Here is a 19,681-nt window from a genome sequence, read left to right as displayed (position 1 = left end):
ACGAAAAAAATCCCTTAGCAAGGGATTTTTTCGTTTTATTTTCCTTTCTCATCGGTCGGAATCTGAATCAGGGAATTCGATCCTGTCGCTTTAGGCATTTTTCCGTCCCATTTTTGGATCCATTGATACTTGATCATTTCATCTGACATCGATTTTTTAATAATTTCGTTGTACTCGGCGATACCTTGGGCTTCGATCTTTTTCTTTTTCGCTTCCGCTTCGGCGATCTTCAGCTCTGTCTGCGTTCTTTCCAGTTCCTGCGAAGACTTCACGCGCGCGTCAATCGCTTCTTGGGTCGCTTTATCAGGCTTTGGCACACCGAGTGTTAAATCGTCAATGACAAAGCCGAGACCCTTCATATCATCTGCAAATGTTTTTTGGATTTCTGCAGCGGCGTCAGATGATTTTTGTCCGTATGTATCAATGACGGAGTATTTGGAAATCGACTTTCTTGCAGCGTCCCACAACCTTGTTTTCAAGTAGCTGTTTTCGATTGATTCAATATCAACCGCTCCGAATTTATTAAACAATTCTACGACTTTATCAGGCTGAACGACATAGTTGTAGGCGATGTCCATTGAGATGTTTTTGCCGTCAGAAGTAGCCACTTGAATATCCTGATTGTTTACAGTCTGCATCCGCACCGGATATCTTGTGACTTTGTCAAACAGTCCGACTAAATGCCAGCCTTGATCGAGCGTTTCCGATTTCACCCCGCCATTCGGGGAATAAACAACGCCGACATATCCGTTCGGAATTTTCTCGATGAACAGGGAAGCCGTGAATCCTCCAATAATTAAGGCAACAGCGACAATAATGCCGCCGAGCAGCGTTTTGTTTTTATTCTTCTTTGGTTTTTCATTCATCTTTGTCATCCTCCAGCGTTTTCTTTATTTTGCTCGCTCCGCTTCCGACTTTTTTAAAAAGCGGGCTTAACATAAGCCATACGCCAAACCCTATAATGGCTAGCAATATGATCGAACCAATCATGACTTTCACTTTTGTTTCACCCCTTTTGCATTTGTTGATTGATCGTATGACTAAATAAAATCATTTCACTTATGTTTACGTTCATATGAACTTAAAGTTTCATTTTTTTAAAATTTAATAGAAAAAATTTTATCTTGTGAAATCAGTTGCATCGGTTTAGGATATGTCGGATATCTTATTCTTTATGCCGCTTATATGAAAGTGTGTTCGTATATCAAATAAAGAAGCGGCATGCCGAACCAACTATCAGCTGGGCACATACTAAAAAAAGAGCCAATCATTTGGCTCTTTTAAAAATATTAAATTTCAATTATTGTTGATTGCCCTTTTTAACCCATTCAGCTACTGTCACTGTGCGTTTAGCTTGATGTTTCACTGCAGCTTCTACGTCTTCAATCATCTTCCCGTTTTGATCGACTGTAACACTCGTTCCGTATGGATTTCCGCCAGCCCCGAAGAGGACAGGATCAGTGTATCCAGGAGAAGCAATAATAGCTCCCCAGTGCATCATTGAAGTATATAAGGACAAGATCGTTGCTTCTTGACCACCATGTGGATTTTGAGCGGAAGACATTGCACTTACAACCTTATTCACTGTCTTGCCGTTTGCCCAAAGTCCGCCTTGTGTATCAAGAAATTGTTTCATTTGCGATGCCATATTGCCGAAACGTGTTGGTGTACTGAATATAATAGCATCTGCCCACTCTATATCTTCAGAGGTTACGACTGGAATGTCTTTTGTTGCATCAACAGTGGATTTCCACACTTCATTTCCCTCAATGACTGATTGCGGAGCCAATTCTTGTACTTTTAAAACTTTGACCTCAGCGCCTGCTTCTTCTGCTCCTTCTGCAGCCCATTTGGCTAATTGATAGTTTGTTCCGCCCATACTATAAAAAACTACAGCTAATTTTACATTTGACATATGATCCATCTCCTTTGATTTTCTAAATAATTTGTTTAAAAATCCCATGTTTTCACACCTGCTTTTTTGTTTTCTTTTCGGCAATCCTTTTAAGAACCACCCCCTTAAAAGTGTTTCTCTGCCATTATTATTCCTTGCCAGAATAAACTTAAAACATTTCAAATTAATAAATCTCAACCCCGAGATATTTTGGCTGGTTATATTACTTCGGTCTTTTTCTGGTGAAGATTTCGCCAATCTTTGCGTAATCATGCCCGGCTAAACGACTAATGGCGCCGAGGCCTCTTGGATCGATTTTTCCATTCTCATAGATGCTGCTTTCGATATGATATTGAACGACTCTGCCTATCATAAAATCGCATCCGTCAGAGTGCTTAACCCCCAACTCTAATGAATACTCCAGAACACACTCCATACGCACTTTTGCTTCTTTCACGCCCGGCACCGAGACTTTCACACTTTCAACGGGGGTTAACTCCGCGAACTGAACTTCACTTTGACTTGGTGGTAGGCTGGCAGCCGTTAAATTCATTTTTTCAACGTTTTGTTCATCAACGATATGGACCACAAATTCTTTGCTGTTCAAAATGTTTCTCGCTGTATCCTTTTGGCTCCCTTCAAAACGTTGAATAGAAAGGGAGATCATCGGAGGATTTGAAGATACAATATTAAAGTAACTAAAAGGAGCTCCGTTTAAGACGCCCTCCTCTGATAAACTTGTAACAAATGCAACAGGTCTCGGTATAATACTCCCGATTAAAAACTTGTAGTTCTCTCTTTCTGTTTTTGTGTTGGGATCAATGGACAGCATCGAATCACTTCCTTACAAAAATTAATCCAGCTCCTTCACTGTTACAGGAATTAATCTTCTTTCTAACTGCTCTCTGTAGTGTTCATACTGGGCCGGCAGCATTAACTGTTCTCCCATTGTCTGATATGATTCATCATGGGCGAATCCTGGTGGATCTGTTGCAATTTCAAATAAGATTTCCCCGTGTTCTCTGAAATAAATCGCGTTAAAATAATTTCTGTCTTGCACAGGTGTAACACGGTATCCGTTTTCCGCAACATATTTTTGCCATTCCAATTGATCATTGTCATCAATGGCTCTCCAGGCAATATGGTGAACTGTACCCGTTCCCATTTGTCCGCTTCCTATAGTTGTTAATTTCAAATCAATCATATTTCCTATGTCACCAGCAGAACGAAAACGTACAAAATCTCCTTCTTCTCCAACTTTTTCAAGCCCCATGACCTTTTCTAATAATTCAGCCGTTTTTTCCGGTTGTTTGGATAACAGTGTTGCTCCGCCAAATCCTTTGATTGCATTGTCCGGTGTGATTTCCCCTACTTTCCAGCTGTTCTTTTCCCCTTGTTCTCTTTCGACAATTTCCAAATGCAGACCATGAGGATCATCGAACTCTAAGTATTCCTCTCCAAAACGGTTCATTTTTGTATAAGGCACATTGAATTTTGCTAATCTGTTTTCCCAAAAAGCCATTGCGCCTTTAGGAACGGCGTAAGAAGTCACTCCCACTTGACCATCTCCAATGACTCCCGGGCTGGCACCTGCCCATGGAAAGAATGTAATAATCGTTCCCGGTTTCCCGCCTTCATTGCCAAAATAGAGGTGGTATGTTCCCGGATCATCAAAATTAACGGTTTTTTTCACTAAACGTAAACCAAGAACGCCAGCGTAAAAATCCACATTCTCTTGCGGATGGCCGACAATCGCTGTAATGTGATGGATTCCAGTTGTTTTCTTTTTCATTCCATTTCACTCCTCTTTCATGAAACATAGCTTTATGATGAGATATACGTTACAAATTCATTTACAGGTTTTCTAAATCCCCGTGGTTTTCTGCTGTCTATTTTTTCCTTCCAGAGGGTGATCATCATGACAACCTCATATTGCTCACTTATATTCCACACCTCTTTAACCTTTAAAGGATCAAAACAAACGGGACACGTATCCCCGCCTTTTTCTTTAGCAGCCATGAGTCATTCCTGATGGCTTCATCCCTTTGAAATTCTATTGTCTGGATTGATCGTATCGTTATCCATATCATCGTATCTTTTTTACTTAGGACTCCGAGCAGTTTTCAACCTTTGTAGATTTCTTTTGCTTGATGAAAATCCTTTTTGTCACCCAAAACGATGATGACTGCTGATGAGCTTAGGATCTTGTTATGTCATTATGCTCCTGTTCAGAAATAGAATCCCCAGAACAATATTTATTCCTCATTATCATGAATTCATATATTTCGAATTCGAGATATTATGATAAAAAAATTTACATGCTTTGGGCATGGAAGCCAAGTTTTTTTAACTTTTCAATTAGAACTTCTTTTTCTTTTATGTCTAACCCGCCGAAAATGACTTTCATAGCTGTTTTATGTTTTGGAAAAAGGTTGTTCATCAGTGCAGTTCCTTCATTCGTTAAGGCAGCGTATGTTATCCGGCGATCTTTAGGACAAGGCCTTCTCACTATGAGCTTTTTCTTCTCCAGCTTATCTATAACATAGGTAATGCTGCTGCTCGCGATTAATACCTTTTCGCCTATTTTTTGTATCGGCTGATCGCCTTTACTATAGACTAATTCCAGAACAGCAAACTCAGTTGGGTTTAGTCCTAAACATTTAATGTCCTCTTCCACACGCTTTTTAATCGATTGCAGTGCACGAGACAAGACAATAAATGCCTTTAAAGACAACTCCTCTTCGTATCTCTCCATATCTTGACTGCCCACGGTATTCATCCTTTTTAATTATCTCGAATTCGAGATAATTGTATAATAATGATTTGCTTGTGTCAACTTTTTAAAATTGTTTTCATTGATTTGCGGCGTACCATTGACAAAGAGGATTCGAATCTAACACAAAAAACCGCCGACTCAAGGTCGGCAGCGCCGGCTGTTTCAGAAGTCTTGTCATGCATGAAATAGTTTGTCTTTTATCTGGAGATGCAGCTTCGGATTCAGCAAGAATATAATGGACTGAAGCTGTTCCTGTTTATTAATCGAAGAATCCGCGTGGTGTTGATGGTTGTATCCGTTAAAGATCGCTATCAGCGTGGTGGCCATCACCTTCGGATTGAGCTGTTTCTGAACGATACCTTCTTCCTGGAGCTGCTCGATCAGTTCGACAAAAAACTCCCTCCATTGCTCATACAGAAGAGCTACTTTACTTTGAATCTCAGGATATCTATGACTATTTGCCATAAATTCCAAAAATAAAGCTGTCGAATGTTCTTTATTTGATGTTTGAATCAAGTGTTCAATCCCTGTGAGCAATCCCCTCAGCGTCTTTTTTCGAAAACAATTCATGCTGGTTTGAAAGCGATCTTCCATCTGCTCATTCATAATATGGAGAAACAGCATCTCCTTTGACTTAAAATACAAATAAAACGTAGCTTTAGAAAAACCGGCTTCTTTCATAATTTCATCTACAGAGGTTGCCGAATATCCATTTTGGGCGAACAGATGATATCCGGCTTCTACGATCTTTTGAACCGTATTCTGTGTCTTCTTTTTCATTAAGCTGTCCTGTCCTCTCTACTTCTCTAATTAAGTTAAACTATCTATGTATTGAGATATACTGGGAACGTCAAGGACTCGTTATGTGAAAGAAAATTGGAAAAAGACGCTTAAAATCTTTTGCTCAAACATACACTTGCAGCCAGCGCGGACGTTCTTTCATCAAGCATAGCAGTCACATATAAACACCGCCAAGTGACATAAGCCCGGTAAGTCAACAATGCCGATCGCCCTAACAGGCCGGTAGCCGCATGTTCCTTTCCTTGCAAAATTCCCAACATTCATTCTAGCATTTACTGCTAAAAACTTCATATATATTGTAATTTATTTAATTGGATTTTTCTGTTTTTTAAAAGCCTCTATGAAATACCCGGGGTCCACATTCACTTCATAAGCAAATACCCCCTGGTTCGTATGGAGGTAAAGCAAACCGGCCTCGGAAAAAGGTCTGTATGATACATCGTGGACGTGCTCAAGGCGATACTGGCGGCTTGCAGTTAAAATTTTATCGTTGTACAAGTACATTTGATTTTGCTTTTTTGTATAGGTTTGCCGGTTAAAATCAATCGTCCGTTCTGTTTTGTAGTAGCTGACAGCGGCGATGGCCTGATGGCACCCGTCTTTCATTTGAAACCTCCATTTGCTATTCATTGATTAATTTGGACATGACATATTCATCAACATATTGTCCTTTTACTTTCAAAGCGTGCTTTTTAGTGCCTTCAATGATAAAACCCATTTTTTTGTATAAACGCACGGCGGCTGTATGATGGGTCATAACAGTCAGCTCAAGTCTGTGAAGCTTTTCTTCACAGGCCCATTTTTCCAATGCCTGTAACAGCTTTCCCCCAATACCTTGTCCGATATACGTTTGGCGTATGCCGATGATGACATGGGCGCGGTGGCGTGTTCTCTGAACCTGTCCTCTGACTGCTGCAACATATCCGACTAAGGTTCCGTCATCAGCCGCACAAACAAAAACTTCACACACGCCGGATTGGATCTGTTTGATTTGCCGTTGTGCCTGAAGCTTTCGTTCACCCGGTTCAAACAGCATGAATTCAGATTCTTCATCGATCGTTTCACAGAGTTTGAGATAGCTTTTGGCATCTGAATCCTTTATTTTTCTGACTTGCACGAAAAAGCCCTCCAAACAGTTTTTAGATTATCTATATATTCTGAATTATAATCGCATAAAAAAGGCTGTGCAAACCGCAGGTGCCAAATCAATTCGCAGCTTCATCAAAAAAAATAGCAAAACCGCCGGCATTACTTTTCAAGCAGCCTCGGTTTCGCAGGGTCGCACGCAGGTTTTTGCGTATTTGTTGATTCAGCGATTTTCATTAAATAATAACATTCTTCCCTCATCATATGGTCTGCCATCAGCGCAGAGAACGTACCGAGCATCTGATCTGTAAGCTCCATCTCCTCCACTTCTTTCAAAAAGGTACGGAACAGCTCGACCTCAAGCTTCACGTCTTTATTCATCCTTCTGAGAGCAGGAAAAGATTCAACATTCGCTCTGAGATATCCCGTCAACTCAACGGATTTAATATAGAACTGTTCAAAGTGTTTGACAAGCTCCCGGCTCTTCTCTTTCAAACGTTTTTCAACCGCATCCAGGTCATCGGCAATTGCACCAGCATGTCCGGCGGCATCCATCAGCCACAGCATATGGTGGTGCAGCTCATGGAAAACAGGCGGCACTTCCCGTTTTTTCAAGTATTTAAGCACAAGCAAATATTCCTCCAGTTCATTTACCATATGGTTGATAAAAGTCGGAGAAAGGTGAATTTTAATATCGCCTGTCAGGTGCCTTTTAATGATGGAGAGTTTAAATTTCCTGAACTGCAGGGCATATTCTTCAGCTTCAAGCGTTAATGAATACAAATCAGGCGAAGTATTCACCTTTTTCAGCAAAACATCGAACGTCTGCTTGAACTGCTTCGCCTTTTGAATATCTTCCTTTTCCCTTTCGGCCAAAGAATCCAAAATAAAACGCGCATGATCACCCAAAACCTGAAGCCAAAATTTATGTTCGAAAACGGCCGTCTCCTTATAAGTTTTCAAGCTTGCGCCTCCCTTTAAATACCATTCTTCAATATGGCTATTCGCTGCAAGCACGAAATATGATCATGCAAATAGAAGCTGATCAATAAAGATTCGGAGGCAGCACGTCATCCCGGGAATGTTGAATGACTGATGGCGGCGTATCATGAATATATGCAGGCGCAGGTCTTAACACCGGTTTTTTCGCAAGGGGCTGAGGATGTTCAACATACTGAAAAACGCCTTCCCCATCCATGCTTGGTCCCTTCGCCCATCTGCCTGCAGCGCTCTCGTTGCCTCTTGAAAAATTAAATAATACATGGGAGACTTCCCGTTTTTCCAGATTGCGCGGAAATGTGCTTGGGACGACGACATTTTCTTTCGCTTCCAGTTCTTTAATGGCTGCAAGCCACTGGTTTTGATGCATCGTATCCCTTGCAATCAGCCAGGAGAGCATATCTTTGACACCGCGGTCCGTCGTCTCTTCATAAAGGCGGACGGCCTGCAGGCGTCCCTGCGATTCCGCGTTTAAATTTGCCCGGAAGTCGGCAAGCAAGTTTCCGCTTGCGATAATATAATCGGCGGTCCAGCGGTTTCCCACGCTGTCGACCGGCATCGCCCCTAACCCTGACACTATGGCATGCTGCGGATTCATCCCTCCGAGAATGGCACCGAGCACCGGATCTTTTGCCGCTTTTTCAAGATCGCCGACCGGCGCACCGTCCAAAAGCCTTGCGATCATCGTCGCAAGCATCTCGATATGGGCGAGCTCTTCAGCTCCTGTATCCATCAGCAGATCTTTGTACTTCCCGTTTCCCCTGACACTCCAGCCTTGAAAAAGATACTGCAGAGCTACTGAAATTTCGCCGAACTGTCCTCCCAGTATTTCCTGAAGCTTTTTCGCAAATAATGGATCGGGTTTTTCAGGCTTTGCACGATACTGCAGTTCTTTAATATGAAAAAACATAAGATCGCTCCTCTCCTAAAGCTACCTTATGAACGATAAGAACAATAGGTGTTTGTCTATCCCTTTTAAATGAGTTTCTATGAACCGCTAAGAAGGTCTTTAATCCACATATCAACTTGACGCTCAGACATTCCTCCGACATACATCCGCTCGGGCGATCCTTCCCGATTAATGAATATACTTGTAGGCAAATAATAAATTTCCCAAGAACGGTAAACTTCTGCCGATTGATCCAAAGCGACCGGAAAAGTTAAGCCATGGCGATCGACAAAGCTCTTTACCGCACCTTTCGATTCACGCACATTGACAGCGATGATTTCAAAACCGTCTCCTTTAAAACGGTCATAAGCTTTTTGCATGACCGGCATCTCCTCTTTGCACGGTGTACAAAAAGTCCCCCAAAAGTTGACAAGCACCGCCTTTCCCCGTAATGTTTTCAGTTCGATGTCACCGCCCTCTAAAGTCGATAATTTAAAATGTAAGGCCTGCTGATGAAGGGCGGCGCCTGCCTGTTCATTCCGGCCTCCGGCAACATGCTGATAAAGAGCATAACCAGCCGCACAACATAGAAGCAAGAGGATGGCGCCTCTCAGTAAAAGCAGCGTTTGTTTTTTCATTTTTTTCTCCCGATATATTAGCCCTGATATGAAAAAAGGACTTTGGAAAAGTCCTCTCCCGGGCTTTCTTTATGATGAGTAGTCCGGTACTTGATGCTCAAAGCCGTAAAAGCCTGTAATTCCAACATCTCCGCAGCCCGACACTTTTGTGATATCCAGGAAATGATTGCGGTGCGGCGTCCCGCTCACTTTATCTGCAGCACTTAAATGAAGATGATTTCCCGTAAACTCTTTCTCGCTTAAAGTGATCGCATGTCCTGTTAACGTGATTCTCTGCAGCTTGATATTGAGTGTGCAGCCTTCTGCATTAAAAATCGTAAACTTATAATACAGCCATGTCGGGTAGTAATTTACATTGGTGCTGTCCGCCATAAAAAATCCCACTTGATCTTCAGTCATTGTCATGGTCGTCTTTTTCTCATCTTTTGTAACCGCAGCATCAGCAGGCTGAATATGAAAACTGAAGGCCATCATGATTGAAAACAATATCAAAAATAAAATTTTTTTCATTGGCGCCCTCCCTTTTTCCATATTATAAACTTTATTGAATAAAAAGGATATTGAAATTTAATTTCCCGTCTCCGGATGAGTGTGCCGAACGATTCCTTACAAAAGTGTAATGTTCATGTCACGTTATTCGATTTTTTTATCAGACAATGAATCTTAGAATGATAAATGAGGTGAAATTGTGAAAAAGCATATCGTATGGATCAGCCTGATGATCATATTTGCCGCATTATTAAGCGGATGTAACTTAAACCGTGTGGGGACAGACGAATATTATGTTCACATTACCGGAAACGGGAAGGAAGAAACGTCCAAGTTTGACGACGGCGAGGAATACACCGTCTTCAAATATGAACTGGCCGGTTTTGATGAAGACGGTCAAGAAAAAACAATGGAATTCACAGCTGATAAAAACCTTCGCACAGGCGCGTTTTTGCAGCTTTTCTATTCTGAAAAAAAAGGCGTGAAATCGTGGGAAGAGGTTGAAAAAGACGACATTCCCGCCAAAGCCAAAGATCGATTAGGTGTGAAAAATTAAAAAAACATGCGGGAGATGGCGCCGCCATCTCTTTATTTTATCCTTGCATGCCTTCCTTTTTGCTTTTTTTAAGTGATAAAAATTCATCCTGAAAAATGCACATTCTAATAGCGTTACGATAATAGCCGTCAACGAAAAATTCATCCTGCAGCTCGCTCTCGATTGTGAACCCTGCCTTTTTATACAAGTGAATCGCTTTTGCATTATCTTCATCGACGATCAAATACAATTTGTGCAAATTTAAGACGGAAAACGCGTAGTTCATCGCCAAATACGTTGCGCTTGACGAATACCCGTTCCCTTGATGCTCGGGATCAATGATGATTTGAAACTCCGCCCGTCTGTGAATATAATCAATTTCGACCAGCTCAACCAATCCGATCATCTCAGTCTCTTTCTCTATGATAAAGCGCCGTTCGCTTTGGTCATGAATGTGTTTGTCAAACAAATCCTGCAGTTCAACAAAAGTCTCATACGGTTCTTCAAACCAATACGACATAATCTTCGCATCGTTGTTCAGACGGTGGACAAACGGAAGGTCTTCTCTTTCGAGCGGACGCAATTTAAGCTGATTCAACATATCAGCAACCTCCAATATAAATTAAAATTTAAGATGATGTAAGGCGCAGGCCGATCACCCCGACAATAATAAAGCCAAGTGAAATGAGCTGCGGAGCACGAATACGCTCTTTAAACCAAAATAAGCTGACTGCCGTAATGCCGATGCTGCCGATCCCGGTCCAAACCGCATACGCAACACCGGCTGAGAGCACCTGCATGGCTTTTGAAAGGCAGAAAAAAGATAAGCCAAACCCCAACACCATGACAATAATCGGCCATTTTTTTCTTGTGCCGTCTACATATTTCATAGCGATTGCTGCAATAACCTCTTCGATTCCGGAAATCACCAAAAACATCCACGGCATCATCAATCACCTCCTGATTGGGTATTGTTCTCTTTTGTAAACATCTTCATGCCAATAATGCCTCCCAACAGCACGATCAAAAAAAATATTTGCCCTCCTGAAAAGGGTTCACCCATAAAAACACCCGTCACATATGTGCCGGCCGTTCCGATCCCGACAAATACGGTATAAGCCGACGCCATCGGAATGTTCCTGTAAGATCGTATCAGCATGATAAAGCTTGCCGCGATCAATACAAAGATCATCAGCCAATCGGCGAAGGAATCCGCATGTTTAAGGCCTGAGGCCCAAACCACTTCCAAAAAACCCGCAATAATGACGAGGAGCCAACTCAATGATAACACCCTTCCTGTTGTGAATGAACGTCAGTCATTTTTAAGCCGATAAAAAATGAACAGCTGCAGCCGGTCATTTTTCACTTGGTTCCTATGCTTCTCTTCAGAAAAGTAAATATCTCTTTTTTGAACACACTGAGCTCTTCGTCTTTTTCCGCCCCGATGTAATAACGTTCCGCCGTGTTTTCGACAAAGTTGATAATCGTTCTGGCCGTCCAGCGCACATTGATGTCAGGAATGACCTCGTTTTTCTCAACTGCTTCTTCAATAAGTCTTTCAAGCCAAGAATAATAAGGCTGATAGATCGCCTCCCATTTTTCCATCGAATGGTCAAAGGCAAGACCTGAGTAGCAAAGAACGATAATATCCTGATGAAGTTCCGTCATGTTGAACGTCTCATCGATCATGATGTCCAAGGCGGTCCAGAAAGACATGGTTCCGTCGACCTTGCTCTTTATATGGTCCAAAGAATGTGTCAGAAGATTTTCCGCGATCGCTGGAATCAGCGCATTTTTGGATGAGAAATAAAGATAAAAAGTGCCTTGCGCAGTACCCGCCTTTTTCACGATATCTGAAATCGACGCCTTATCAAGCCCCTTTTCAGAAATGACTTCAATGGCAGCCTGCAAAATCTTTTCATATTTGCCGGACGTGTGCTTTGGCATATGGCAGACCTCCTAAAAATGAATGACTATCATTCATTTTAGGTGATCGGCTTTTCATTGTCAACCGGGCGGCGCAGGACTTATTTCCTTAAAATTTCTTTAAAATCTTAAGCATACGCTGTCTTTGGATATGAATTCCTTTTATACTTTACACATATACCGAAACAGATGGAGTTGATATTGTTGAAACTGCTGATCAAGCTGGTATGCGGAGCTGCTTCTCTTATCGCAGTCGTCCTCGCTGTATGTTTTGCAGTGAAACGGAACAAAGACAAACAATAGGAATTAGGAAAAGTTCTCAGCTAAGCTAGGGAAATGCAATGATCATAGTGATCATGAAATCGCACAATCGATTAGACCTCCTACAGATTTCTATTAATCTTTTTGGACTATTATGTTTTATGAAAATACAACATATAAATCATTATTCTAATGAGTAAATAAAGAGCTTTTTTAAATATAAAAACCACGAAGGGGCTATAGAATGGAACTTACGATCACCAGAGCACTAAGCGAACTCAAAATGTTGGATAAAAGAATCAAGCGGGCCGTAAATGAGAGCACATTCGGAGGCTTGATGATCGGAAAGAAACTGCCGAACGGATTTCGGACAACCGAAGACTTGGAAACTAGGGCGAAAGCCGATTATCAATCGGTTGAAGCCTTAATCAAAAGGCGAAATGCCATTAAGTCCGCCATTGTTGTATCCAACGCGACGACCAAAATCGAAGTGGCCGGAGTCAGGATGACCGTGGCTGAAGCCATCGAAAGAAAAACCTCCATCAGCTACGACATTCAGCTGTTGGATAAGCTGAAAGAAGTGTACGCTGATTTAGTCGACGAGGCCGACAGCGTCAATCAAAAAGTAACGGAAAGACTTGACAAACATCTGGAGACTCTTTTCGGAAAAGACGGCAAAGTAAAAGCCGCTGAAAACCAGGAAATCGTCAAATCTTTCCTCGCTGAAAATGAAGCCAAAATCATCGATCCGCTGCATCTAAAAGAGAAAATCGATTCCTTATCAAAAAAGATCGAGGACTTTGAAATGGAAGTTGACTTTGCATTGTCCGAGAGCAATACACTCACCAAAATCAAAATCGATTGACGGCCGATTGTTAGCCAACCGAAAACCGATAAAACTAAACACCTTCCGAGGGAAAGGTGACTCCCTCCTTTTATTTCATCTGCACAGCCAAAGAGACGCTGTGCCAACAATGAGATAAAAGCTCAAAGCTCAGCGTTCAGCGTTTACAGCTTAAGTATCAAAGCTCTTAACAGTTCAAAGCTTACGCCTTAAAGTTAAAAGATCGATAAAATCTGGGAGAAACGGCTGCTTGAGCATTTGTTTACCGGCTCAGTCGGTTGCCGCCCAGCAGGTTGGCTAACAATGGATATCAATAACAAAAAACGTCTATATAGACGTTTTTTTATAATATTCAATCCTTATAAACATTAATTTTTCGTTTTGTTCTTTTCTTTATATAACCAAAAATAATAAATCACCCAGCCTGCCAATATAAATAACATCCCGACCCAATACCCTTGTTCTTTCGGGACTAAAAAACTAGATATAATTGCTAATATTAAAGCCGGTACCATAATGATAAAGTATTTCTTTTTATCTAACATCACGAACACCCTTGTCATTTATTTTAAACATATATACGATATAGACGCTGTTTGGTTTCAGGGTCTCACACTGTTTATATATCATCAGGACTCAAGTCTGCAAAAACCCAAAAGCTGGCTAAAGGCTTTTGGGTTTTTGCAAAATATAATGGCCGCGGGCAGGCTTTTTAATATCTGGGCGATGTTTCATCAAGCTCTTCATAAATGTCGTCATGTTTTTAATCGGAAAGCCGGTTTCTTTCTCGATTTCAGTTTTGAGCTTAATTCCTTTCAAGCCCTCTTCATAGCGGCTTAAAATGTTTAAGGCAGCCTCACGCTGTATGGTTGTTTTTGATTGGAAAATAGTATGAGATGGAGTCTTGATGGGCGGATGTTTGTCAGCGGCATGTTGGGATTGTTTTAATTCCTCTGCTGCAGCGCTTGCCAAGTCGATCAATGAAGACTTTTTGTTAATTGCGGGATCACTCTCCCGATCCAATTCACGCAGCTTCGAATAAATGTCCTGTCGTTCTTTTCGCAATTCCCGCATCACCTGAATCTCCGCATCTCCCAGCTGTTCAAGTCTCAAACGCAACGCTTCTCTTTCGTTGAACATATCTCCCACATCCTAAAATTAAGATTCCATTATAGTTTATAGGACTTTTTTAACTTTAACAATTTATTTAAAAATAAATTCAAGAAAAGTTCTTTTTATCGTTAAAACATATATGGAATATAAAGGATGATCACGTTCACGATTCCTCTTTGGGCAGCACCGACGGCATGGCTGATATTCTTGTATCAATCGGCATATCCTTCGTCCGTCTCCTCCAAATCATATGATCATATCCCTTCCCCCAATAATCCTTCAGCACATAGTCAGGCTCGCCGAATTTCTTCTTCCATATTTTTTGTGCACCGGGATAGCCGCTGTCCAAACAAAATTCCTTCACTCCCCGATTCAGAAAGGTCAAAAACATAACGCTTAACAGCAAAGTCCCGATTCCGTGTCTTTGATAATCCGGATGGACAAATACCGTTCCTACCTCATATAAATCCTTTAAAGCCCCATCCGTACAAATATCGATCAATTCGCTGGCAGGGCCATATTCGATTGTACCGATGATTTTATTCAGACGTTGATCTGAAGCGATAAAAAAGTGCCGGCTCTTCTCATTGCTGTGTAAGTCTGCTTTCAAGTATCGCCTCTTACTTTCAATTTCACTTTCTTGATCATCAAGCAGATCTGATATCCCCTCTTTAGCAAAGGTATCCTCGACCACGATTCTGAAAAACTGATTCAGCTCTTCAACGTCGTCAATTTGCGGCCTTCTAATCTCAATCTCGTTCATTTTAAATCACTTCCTTACTCAGTGATAGTCGTTTCATTTATACCACGGAATCTTGGTTAATTTCATTTTTTCCGCGTTCTCTTCATCTCCGGTTTTCCACTCCACTTTAACTGATAGCGCATGCCCGATGACATCCTCTTCAGGCATAAAATCAAAAGTCGCGATATGATCTTCCATATAGCCTCCGCCCTCCATCTCCTCTCCGGTATATTCAGAAAGATCGTATTCTCCTCTGTCATCATACTTTTTGCCGTCTATGTATAAGGTGATTGTTTTCACGATCGTTCTTTTCGCATCTTCTTTCGCGCCATCCCAATATAAATTCAAAAAATAATTAGGCCCGATTGACGTTTTATCTGATTTCTCAATCGAAGCATGCCACAGACCGCTTTCCCCCTTTCCTTCATACACCACTTTCTTTCCGAAAATCATTGCACTGACATATCCCCCGCCAATGAAAAGCAGAATGGCGCTGATCATCAGCAGCCGTTTGAGTCCATTATTCTGTTTCATCATATCCCCCGCTTTCATCACAATAGTAGTGATGACGGTGAAAAAAGTTACGCAAAAAAGGCGCCATAAACGGCACCTTTTTAAAATCATATTTCCCCGGGATATTCAGCGCTTTTGACCAATAAATTGAATGACATGAGACAGGCCGTTGTGCCAAGCCCCTTCATGACGAACGACTTCCCCCATAAAAAAGTGGACAATACGCCAATCTGAAAAGGTTTGTAAAAATTCTTCCGGTGTATATAAAAGCTCCGGATCCTGCGGCCCGCCGCTTTTGTAAGGAATTTGGTGCGTCGAATACACTTCCGTCACGAAAAATCCCCCCGGCTTCACGGCTTCTTTTACTCCAAGAAGCGTTTTTCGGCGCAGCTCTTCTGGAAAATGTCCGAAAATACATACAATCTCGTCCCACTGCCCTTGGTTCCAAGACGCTTCATTTAAGTCAACAAGCTCTGTCTTTACTGATACATGACGTGTTTCGGCAAGCTTTTTCGTTTTCTCCAACCCTGATTCGGCATAATCCCATGACGTGACGTTCATCCCTTGTTCTGCTAAAAAAACCGCATTGCGCCCCTCGCCTTCTGCGATGGCTAAAGCATCGCCCGACAATTGAAGTTTTTTCTGCGAATCTGCCAAAAACGCATTCGGTTCCGTTCCATACACATAGTTCTCATCTTGAAAGCGCTCGTGCCAAAAGTTCATCGTTTTTGTTCTCCTTTTTTTAGAAGCTTTCATATCAATGATATACCCGTTTCTTTTAGATGATGCATCTCATTTTCGCTTCGCAGTCAAACTCGATACTCTCCTTCGAATTAACCCTTATCATTTGTTCGCAAATGAACAATAATCATGATGACGCCTAAAATGAGAAGCAATACAGGATAAAACAATACAGATGATTGAAAATAAACCGAAGCTTCACTATTGCCATCTGCATCAATTATATAATGAGGAAAAGCAACAGATAACACCTGTAAGAAAAACAGCGTTAATAGACCCAGCAAAATTGAAACAAATCCGGAAACAAAGTACATAAAAAAACCTCCTATTAGCCCATTTTGAAAATTGCCAGCTTTTTAATAAATTAAAGAAATTATCCCTCATGAAGCTGCTTTAATTTTTTTCGGATGAAAGAAATCGTATCTAATGCCAGTTTTTTGCGACAAAGAACAATTCCGGCATGGCCGCAATTGTAGAGATGTCTTTCGGGTTTCCCCCAGCTTTCCCACAACTTATCAGCATCCTCTAAGTGAACATATTGGTCATGAACGGCGGAAATCAGCAAAATGTTATCTTTGTTAACTTTCGGCACAGCTTGGCTGGGATCTGTAATTTCCCAATATGTTTTTAAATCTTCATATGTCACACCATGCTGTTCCAATTCTTCTCTTATGAATTTACCCGGGACGGTATTCCATATCGAGTAAGAAAGACGATTCGCATAAAATATCGATACCACGATGTCGATTTCAGTCTCAAGGGCAGCCATTAAATTTGTAATCCACCCGCCTAAACTGACGCCCACTATAATAACAGGACCGGTTTTATTTGCTTTGATCCAGTGAATGAGCGCCCGTAAATCGACGACAGCTTGTCTTGTTGATTCAACTGTACGATTCAAATTCGCACTTATCATCAATTCACCGCTGTAAAGCGAATGTTCCGGCTCTCTTTCAAAATGATACGGAAGAGAAAAGTAGTACATGTTCCAGCCTAAATCGTTCATCATACGCTCATGAAATATCTTTTTTATTCTGCCGTATGAATCCATTCGCCAGCCGTGTACAAAAATAACATTAGGTTGATCTATATCATTCTTATTTAAAAAAACCTCGCCTTTTAAACTATCATTGACAGTATCCCCGGATGGAATGATAGATTCATAGCTGAAATGTCCAGCCAAATAGTTTTTTCTCGCTTCATGAAGAATAAAAGAGACATCAGCCGCTTTTGCTTGATAGAATTCGTCCCTGTCAATCGGACTCAATGAAAAAGCGGAAAAATGTTTTTCTTTACTTCTTTTCCTGTGCAAATCATATAACGCTAAACGATCGATCAACTTTGCAAAAAACACTTTTTGCCCTCCTGATTGGTATAAGTAATGGTGATTCTTTTCATTGAAGAATGTTTGGCCAAGTCCTTCATCGAGCATTGGCCAGCTAACCGGTCTCATTTCCCGATTAATTATTCAAAGCTGTCTTCATCTGTTTTGTTTATTTGTTGTCACTCAGAAGGGGCGTAAAGAAATGCTATTATATTTGTTCTAAAAATGCCAATAGTTCTGAATCATTAATTTCAAAAATTAAAAATTGGATATAATCGATTTTGTTCGTATCTGGGAAAAGAAAAGGATTTATCGTAAATTTCGTGGCGGATTTCCCTAACATGCCTGCAATGCGCAGAGCGATGTCTACATTTTCAAAATCAATATTAAAGGCTGCAAACTCTTGATTCACATAATAATTTCTTATTTTTGTATCTTTTGGGTTTGGTGGGTTTGACGCGCAATTAAGAAATGTCCTTAGTTTTTCCGGATCGAAATTCATCAATAGTCCCCTCCAAAGTATAGTGGATGCAACTTTCATGTAGAGTAAGGCCATTGCTTACGGTCCTTAACGATATGCCATACAAATTGTTAAGATTAAAGCAATTGGATACAAAACCGATGCTAATCTCTGCTTCTTTTCATCAATATGAATGAAGTTTTTACGAGATAAAAAATTGCGAATTTCAGGTAAGAATATCAAAATAACTTGTGACAAGAAAGACAGCTTTTGCATTAGGGTAAGCGGGCTAAACGTAAACCCGAATCCTGCATTACCTCCTATCGTTGACCAATACATATAAAAATTAAGGAAAGGTATGACGAAGCAAAATATAAGTCTATATTGATTAATATAATCATCGTATTTTTCAGCATTCATGCCTTTAGAAGAAAATCTAAATCCATAGATGAAAAGAAAAAGTGTCCCGATACTTAATATCGGCTGCTTGATAAAATACGCGAATACAAAAGCTATTAAAAACATAATTTACTCCTTTGTAACCATTGTTAATCATCACCATTATACAGGACGAAATGATGAAAACAGCAAAACCTGCACGAGATAATATCAAATCATCTTTCCATTTTTAAATTCTAGGACAACCTTTTCTCATCATCTCCCTACAATCTTTTTCCATACCGAACGTAAGTTACTCTTCTCAGCTGCGGTAAAGTCGGTGTTTAATTTGAATTCAAACTTTTCATTCATGTGTCTCGGTATGACATGAAAATGCAGGTGTTTAATATCTTGCTGAGCAAAATGACCGTTGTCTGAGAGATCGTGTAATAATATGATCCAGTCTTTCAATATGCTTATTTGGTATGATTAATGTATGGCCACTTGTAACAGGGTTTATATCAAGAAATGCTGTTACATCGTCATTTTTATAAACCTCATAACTTGAAATTTTTTGACTAACGATTTCACAAAATATACATTTGTCCATTTCACTATTCATACTTTGTTAAGTGTCCCTCTCTTTCTGAAGTTTTTTCGGATGCACAAACTCACAACTCGTTAAGATCCTTTATAAACTAGAGATATTTGAAAAATGATCTAGCTCATGTTTAATCCGAAATTCGAAATGATTACCTTCCTTTATTAATCCAAAGATATTTTCCCTGCATGTTAAAATAGAGAAAGAAACCGAACTTTATTAATCGGTCTCTTTAATATTGATTTCTTTTTCTTATAAACATTCCCAAAATACACCCAACAATTGCCGCTGCAACATTGAGTATAAGTTTATTCTCCAGGGATAAATTTTTGGAAGGATACTCAATATAAAAAGTCACTAAAAATACGGCAATACCCGCGAAAACTGGCGGCAAAAATCTAATAAAAATCTCCCCTTCTGATAATTTTTCATTGCTTCGAATTCTTTCATTCAATCTAATCATTTGTCGGCAGCTTTGCATGCTACCTTATTTTATATACAGATAATAACATATCAACCTATATATAGATACAGTTCGATTGATACATGAGATATTTCCTTAAGACAGCGTTTGGAGTGCGATTGAAAATCAGAAATTCTTATTGCCCAGTAATGATCGATATAGTTAAAGATCTGCGGTTTTTTTAACTTCATTAATATCACTATAATTT

At 40.5% G+C, this 19,681-nt stretch carries 28 protein-coding genes and 1 pseudogene; 2 read left to right on the top strand and 27 right to left on the bottom strand.

Translation table 11 applies throughout. The annotated features are described in order from the left end of the window. Positions 1 to 35: 35 nt before the first annotated feature. The 14 genes from MST20_RS05200 to MST20_RS05135 all read right to left on the bottom strand — a co-directional run bounded on the left by MST20_RS05200 (position 36) and on the right by MST20_RS05135 (position 9,593). A complete protein-coding gene (locus tag MST20_RS05200; RefSeq protein WP_065643198.1) occupies positions 36 to 866 on the bottom strand; it encodes a prohibitin family protein in 831 nt (276 codons plus the stop codon). Beyond that, positions 859 to 999, bottom strand: a complete 141-nt coding sequence (locus tag MST20_RS05195; protein WP_243940542.1) for a hypothetical protein — start codon at positions 997 to 999, stop codon at positions 859 to 861. Before MST20_RS05195 ends, MST20_RS05200 begins: the two co-directional genes overlap by 8 nt. 301 nt (positions 1,000 to 1,300) lie before the next feature. Next, positions 1,301 to 1,915 carry an NAD(P)H:quinone oxidoreductase gene (gene wrbA / locus MST20_RS05190; protein ID WP_243941165.1) on the bottom strand — a complete coding sequence of 205 codons (615 nt, stop codon included), beginning with the start codon at positions 1,913 to 1,915 and terminating at the stop codon, positions 1,301 to 1,303. Positions 1,916 to 2,117: 202 nt separating this feature from the next. Then, on the bottom strand, positions 2,118 to 2,726 hold the full coding sequence (locus MST20_RS05185; RefSeq protein WP_243940540.1) for a flavin reductase family protein: 609 nt from the start codon (positions 2,724 to 2,726) through the stop codon (positions 2,118 to 2,120). A gap of 21 nt (positions 2,727 to 2,747) precedes the next feature. Then, on the bottom strand, positions 2,748 to 3,686 hold the full coding sequence (locus MST20_RS05180) for a ring-cleaving dioxygenase (protein ID WP_243940538.1): 939 nt from the start codon (positions 3,684 to 3,686) through the stop codon (positions 2,748 to 2,750). Positions 3,687 to 3,718: 32 nt separating this feature from the next. Beyond that, entirely contained in the window at positions 3,719 to 3,913 is a 195-nt protein-coding gene (locus MST20_RS05175; protein ID WP_243940536.1) for a nitroreductase family protein, read from the bottom strand. 295 nt (positions 3,914 to 4,208) lie between these two features. Next, entirely contained in the window at positions 4,209 to 4,664 is a 456-nt protein-coding gene (locus MST20_RS05170; protein WP_347880854.1) for a MarR family winged helix-turn-helix transcriptional regulator, read from the bottom strand. Between the two features lie 180 nt (positions 4,665 to 4,844). After that, positions 4,845 to 5,450 carry a TetR/AcrR family transcriptional regulator gene (locus MST20_RS05165; RefSeq protein WP_243940532.1) on the bottom strand — a complete coding sequence of 202 codons (606 nt, stop codon included), beginning with the start codon at positions 5,448 to 5,450 and terminating at the stop codon, positions 4,845 to 4,847. 324 nt (positions 5,451 to 5,774) lie between these two features. Continuing rightward, positions 5,775 to 6,077, bottom strand: coding sequence for a hypothetical protein (locus tag MST20_RS05160; protein ID WP_152848607.1), 303 nt, complete (start codon positions 6,075 to 6,077; stop codon positions 5,775 to 5,777). Between the two features lie 16 nt (positions 6,078 to 6,093). Then, complete coding sequence (locus MST20_RS05155) at positions 6,094 to 6,588, bottom strand: GNAT family N-acetyltransferase (RefSeq protein WP_243940530.1); 495 nt, start codon at positions 6,586 to 6,588, stop codon at positions 6,094 to 6,096. 131 nt (positions 6,589 to 6,719) lie between these two features. Continuing rightward, entirely contained in the window at positions 6,720 to 7,520 is an 801-nt protein-coding gene (locus tag MST20_RS05150; RefSeq protein ID WP_243940528.1) for a DUF2935 domain-containing protein, read from the bottom strand. Between the two features lie 82 nt (positions 7,521 to 7,602). Further along, entirely contained in the window at positions 7,603 to 8,466 is an 864-nt protein-coding gene (locus MST20_RS05145; RefSeq protein WP_243940526.1) for a manganese catalase, read from the bottom strand. Positions 8,467 to 8,543: 77 nt separating this feature from the next. After that, positions 8,544 to 9,083 (bottom strand): thiol-disulfide oxidoreductase ResA, encoded by a 540-nt coding sequence (gene resA / locus MST20_RS05140; protein WP_243940524.1) that lies wholly within the window; start codon positions 9,081 to 9,083, stop codon positions 8,544 to 8,546. 69 nt (positions 9,084 to 9,152) lie between these two features. Continuing rightward, positions 9,153 to 9,593, bottom strand: coding sequence for a hypothetical protein (locus MST20_RS05135; RefSeq protein ID WP_243940522.1), 441 nt, complete (start codon positions 9,591 to 9,593; stop codon positions 9,153 to 9,155). Positions 9,594 to 9,771: 178 nt separating this feature from the next. On the opposite strand from MST20_RS05135, the gene MST20_RS05130 reads away from it, so the two are divergent. Further along, positions 9,772 to 10,128, top strand: coding sequence for a YxeA family protein (locus MST20_RS05130; protein ID WP_243940520.1), 357 nt, complete (start codon positions 9,772 to 9,774; stop codon positions 10,126 to 10,128). Between the two features lie 37 nt (positions 10,129 to 10,165). Here the strand turns inward: MST20_RS05130 and speG are convergent, their stop codons facing one another. The 4 genes from speG to MST20_RS05110 form a co-directional block, all read right to left on the bottom strand. Next, on the bottom strand, positions 10,166 to 10,708 hold the full coding sequence (gene speG / locus MST20_RS05125; RefSeq protein WP_165427073.1) for a spermidine N1-acetyltransferase: 543 nt from the start codon (positions 10,706 to 10,708) through the stop codon (positions 10,166 to 10,168). Between the two features lie 28 nt (positions 10,709 to 10,736). Next, a complete protein-coding gene (locus MST20_RS05120; RefSeq protein ID WP_243941164.1) occupies positions 10,737 to 11,054 on the bottom strand; it encodes a DMT family transporter in 318 nt (105 codons plus the stop codon). Positions 11,055 to 11,056: 2 nt separating this feature from the next. After that, the gene (locus MST20_RS05115; protein WP_243940518.1) at positions 11,057 to 11,389 is read right to left on the bottom strand and encodes a DMT family transporter; all 333 of its coding nucleotides are present in this window, start codon (positions 11,387 to 11,389) and stop codon (positions 11,057 to 11,059) included. Between the two features lie 80 nt (positions 11,390 to 11,469). Beyond that, positions 11,470 to 12,054, bottom strand: coding sequence for a TetR/AcrR family transcriptional regulator (locus MST20_RS05110; protein WP_243940516.1), 585 nt, complete (start codon positions 12,052 to 12,054; stop codon positions 11,470 to 11,472). Between the two features lie 484 nt (positions 12,055 to 12,538). Here MST20_RS05110 and MST20_RS05105 point away from each other — a divergent pair, with 484 nt between their 5' ends. Further along, complete coding sequence (locus tag MST20_RS05105) at positions 12,539 to 13,159, top strand: hypothetical protein (protein ID WP_243940514.1); 621 nt, start codon at positions 12,539 to 12,541, stop codon at positions 13,157 to 13,159. Between the two features lie 347 nt (positions 13,160 to 13,506). On the opposite strand, the gene MST20_RS05100 is transcribed toward MST20_RS05105, so the two are convergent. From MST20_RS05100 to MST20_RS21240, 9 genes and pseudogenes are all read right to left on the bottom strand, one after another. After that, positions 13,507 to 13,683 (bottom strand): hypothetical protein, encoded by a 177-nt coding sequence (locus MST20_RS05100; RefSeq protein WP_186438739.1) that lies wholly within the window; start codon positions 13,681 to 13,683, stop codon positions 13,507 to 13,509. A 118-nt stretch (positions 13,684 to 13,801) separates the two neighbouring features. Then, positions 13,802 to 14,278, bottom strand: coding sequence for a Rok-like winged helix domain-containing protein (locus tag MST20_RS05095; protein WP_059231482.1), 477 nt, complete (start codon positions 14,276 to 14,278; stop codon positions 13,802 to 13,804). A gap of 136 nt (positions 14,279 to 14,414) precedes the next feature. Continuing rightward, complete coding sequence (locus MST20_RS05090) at positions 14,415 to 15,014, bottom strand: GNAT family N-acetyltransferase (protein ID WP_243940512.1); 600 nt, start codon at positions 15,012 to 15,014, stop codon at positions 14,415 to 14,417. A 33-nt stretch (positions 15,015 to 15,047) separates the two neighbouring features. Further along, entirely contained in the window at positions 15,048 to 15,527 is a 480-nt protein-coding gene (locus tag MST20_RS05085) for a DUF4944 domain-containing protein (RefSeq protein WP_243940510.1), read from the bottom strand. Positions 15,528 to 15,632: 105 nt separating this feature from the next. Continuing rightward, positions 15,633 to 16,229, bottom strand: coding sequence for an SAM-dependent methyltransferase (locus MST20_RS05080; RefSeq protein WP_145685451.1), 597 nt, complete (start codon positions 16,227 to 16,229; stop codon positions 15,633 to 15,635). A 110-nt stretch (positions 16,230 to 16,339) separates the two neighbouring features. Then, positions 16,340 to 16,561 carry a hypothetical protein gene (locus tag MST20_RS05075; protein ID WP_101560913.1) on the bottom strand — a complete coding sequence of 74 codons (222 nt, stop codon included), beginning with the start codon at positions 16,559 to 16,561 and terminating at the stop codon, positions 16,340 to 16,342. Between the two features lie 59 nt (positions 16,562 to 16,620). After that, positions 16,621 to 17,601: an alpha/beta hydrolase gene (locus MST20_RS05070; protein WP_243940508.1), complete on the bottom strand. Its 981-nt coding sequence runs from the start codon at positions 17,599 to 17,601 to the stop codon at positions 16,621 to 16,623. A gap of 178 nt (positions 17,602 to 17,779) precedes the next feature. Beyond that, positions 17,780 to 18,073 carry a hypothetical protein gene (locus MST20_RS05065; RefSeq protein ID WP_243940506.1) on the bottom strand — a complete coding sequence of 98 codons (294 nt, stop codon included), beginning with the start codon at positions 18,071 to 18,073 and terminating at the stop codon, positions 17,780 to 17,782. Between the two features lie 612 nt (positions 18,074 to 18,685). Beyond that, a pseudogene (locus MST20_RS21240) lies at positions 18,686 to 19,031 on the bottom strand (HIT family protein). Positions 19,032 to 19,681 lie beyond the last annotated feature (650 nt).

This window comes from Bacillus sp. B19-2 (assembly GCF_022832475.1).
Classification (GTDB): Bacteria; Bacillota; Bacilli; order Bacillales; family Bacillaceae; genus Bacillus; species Bacillus paralicheniformis.
This window is presented reverse-complemented; position numbering and strand designations above follow the sequence as displayed.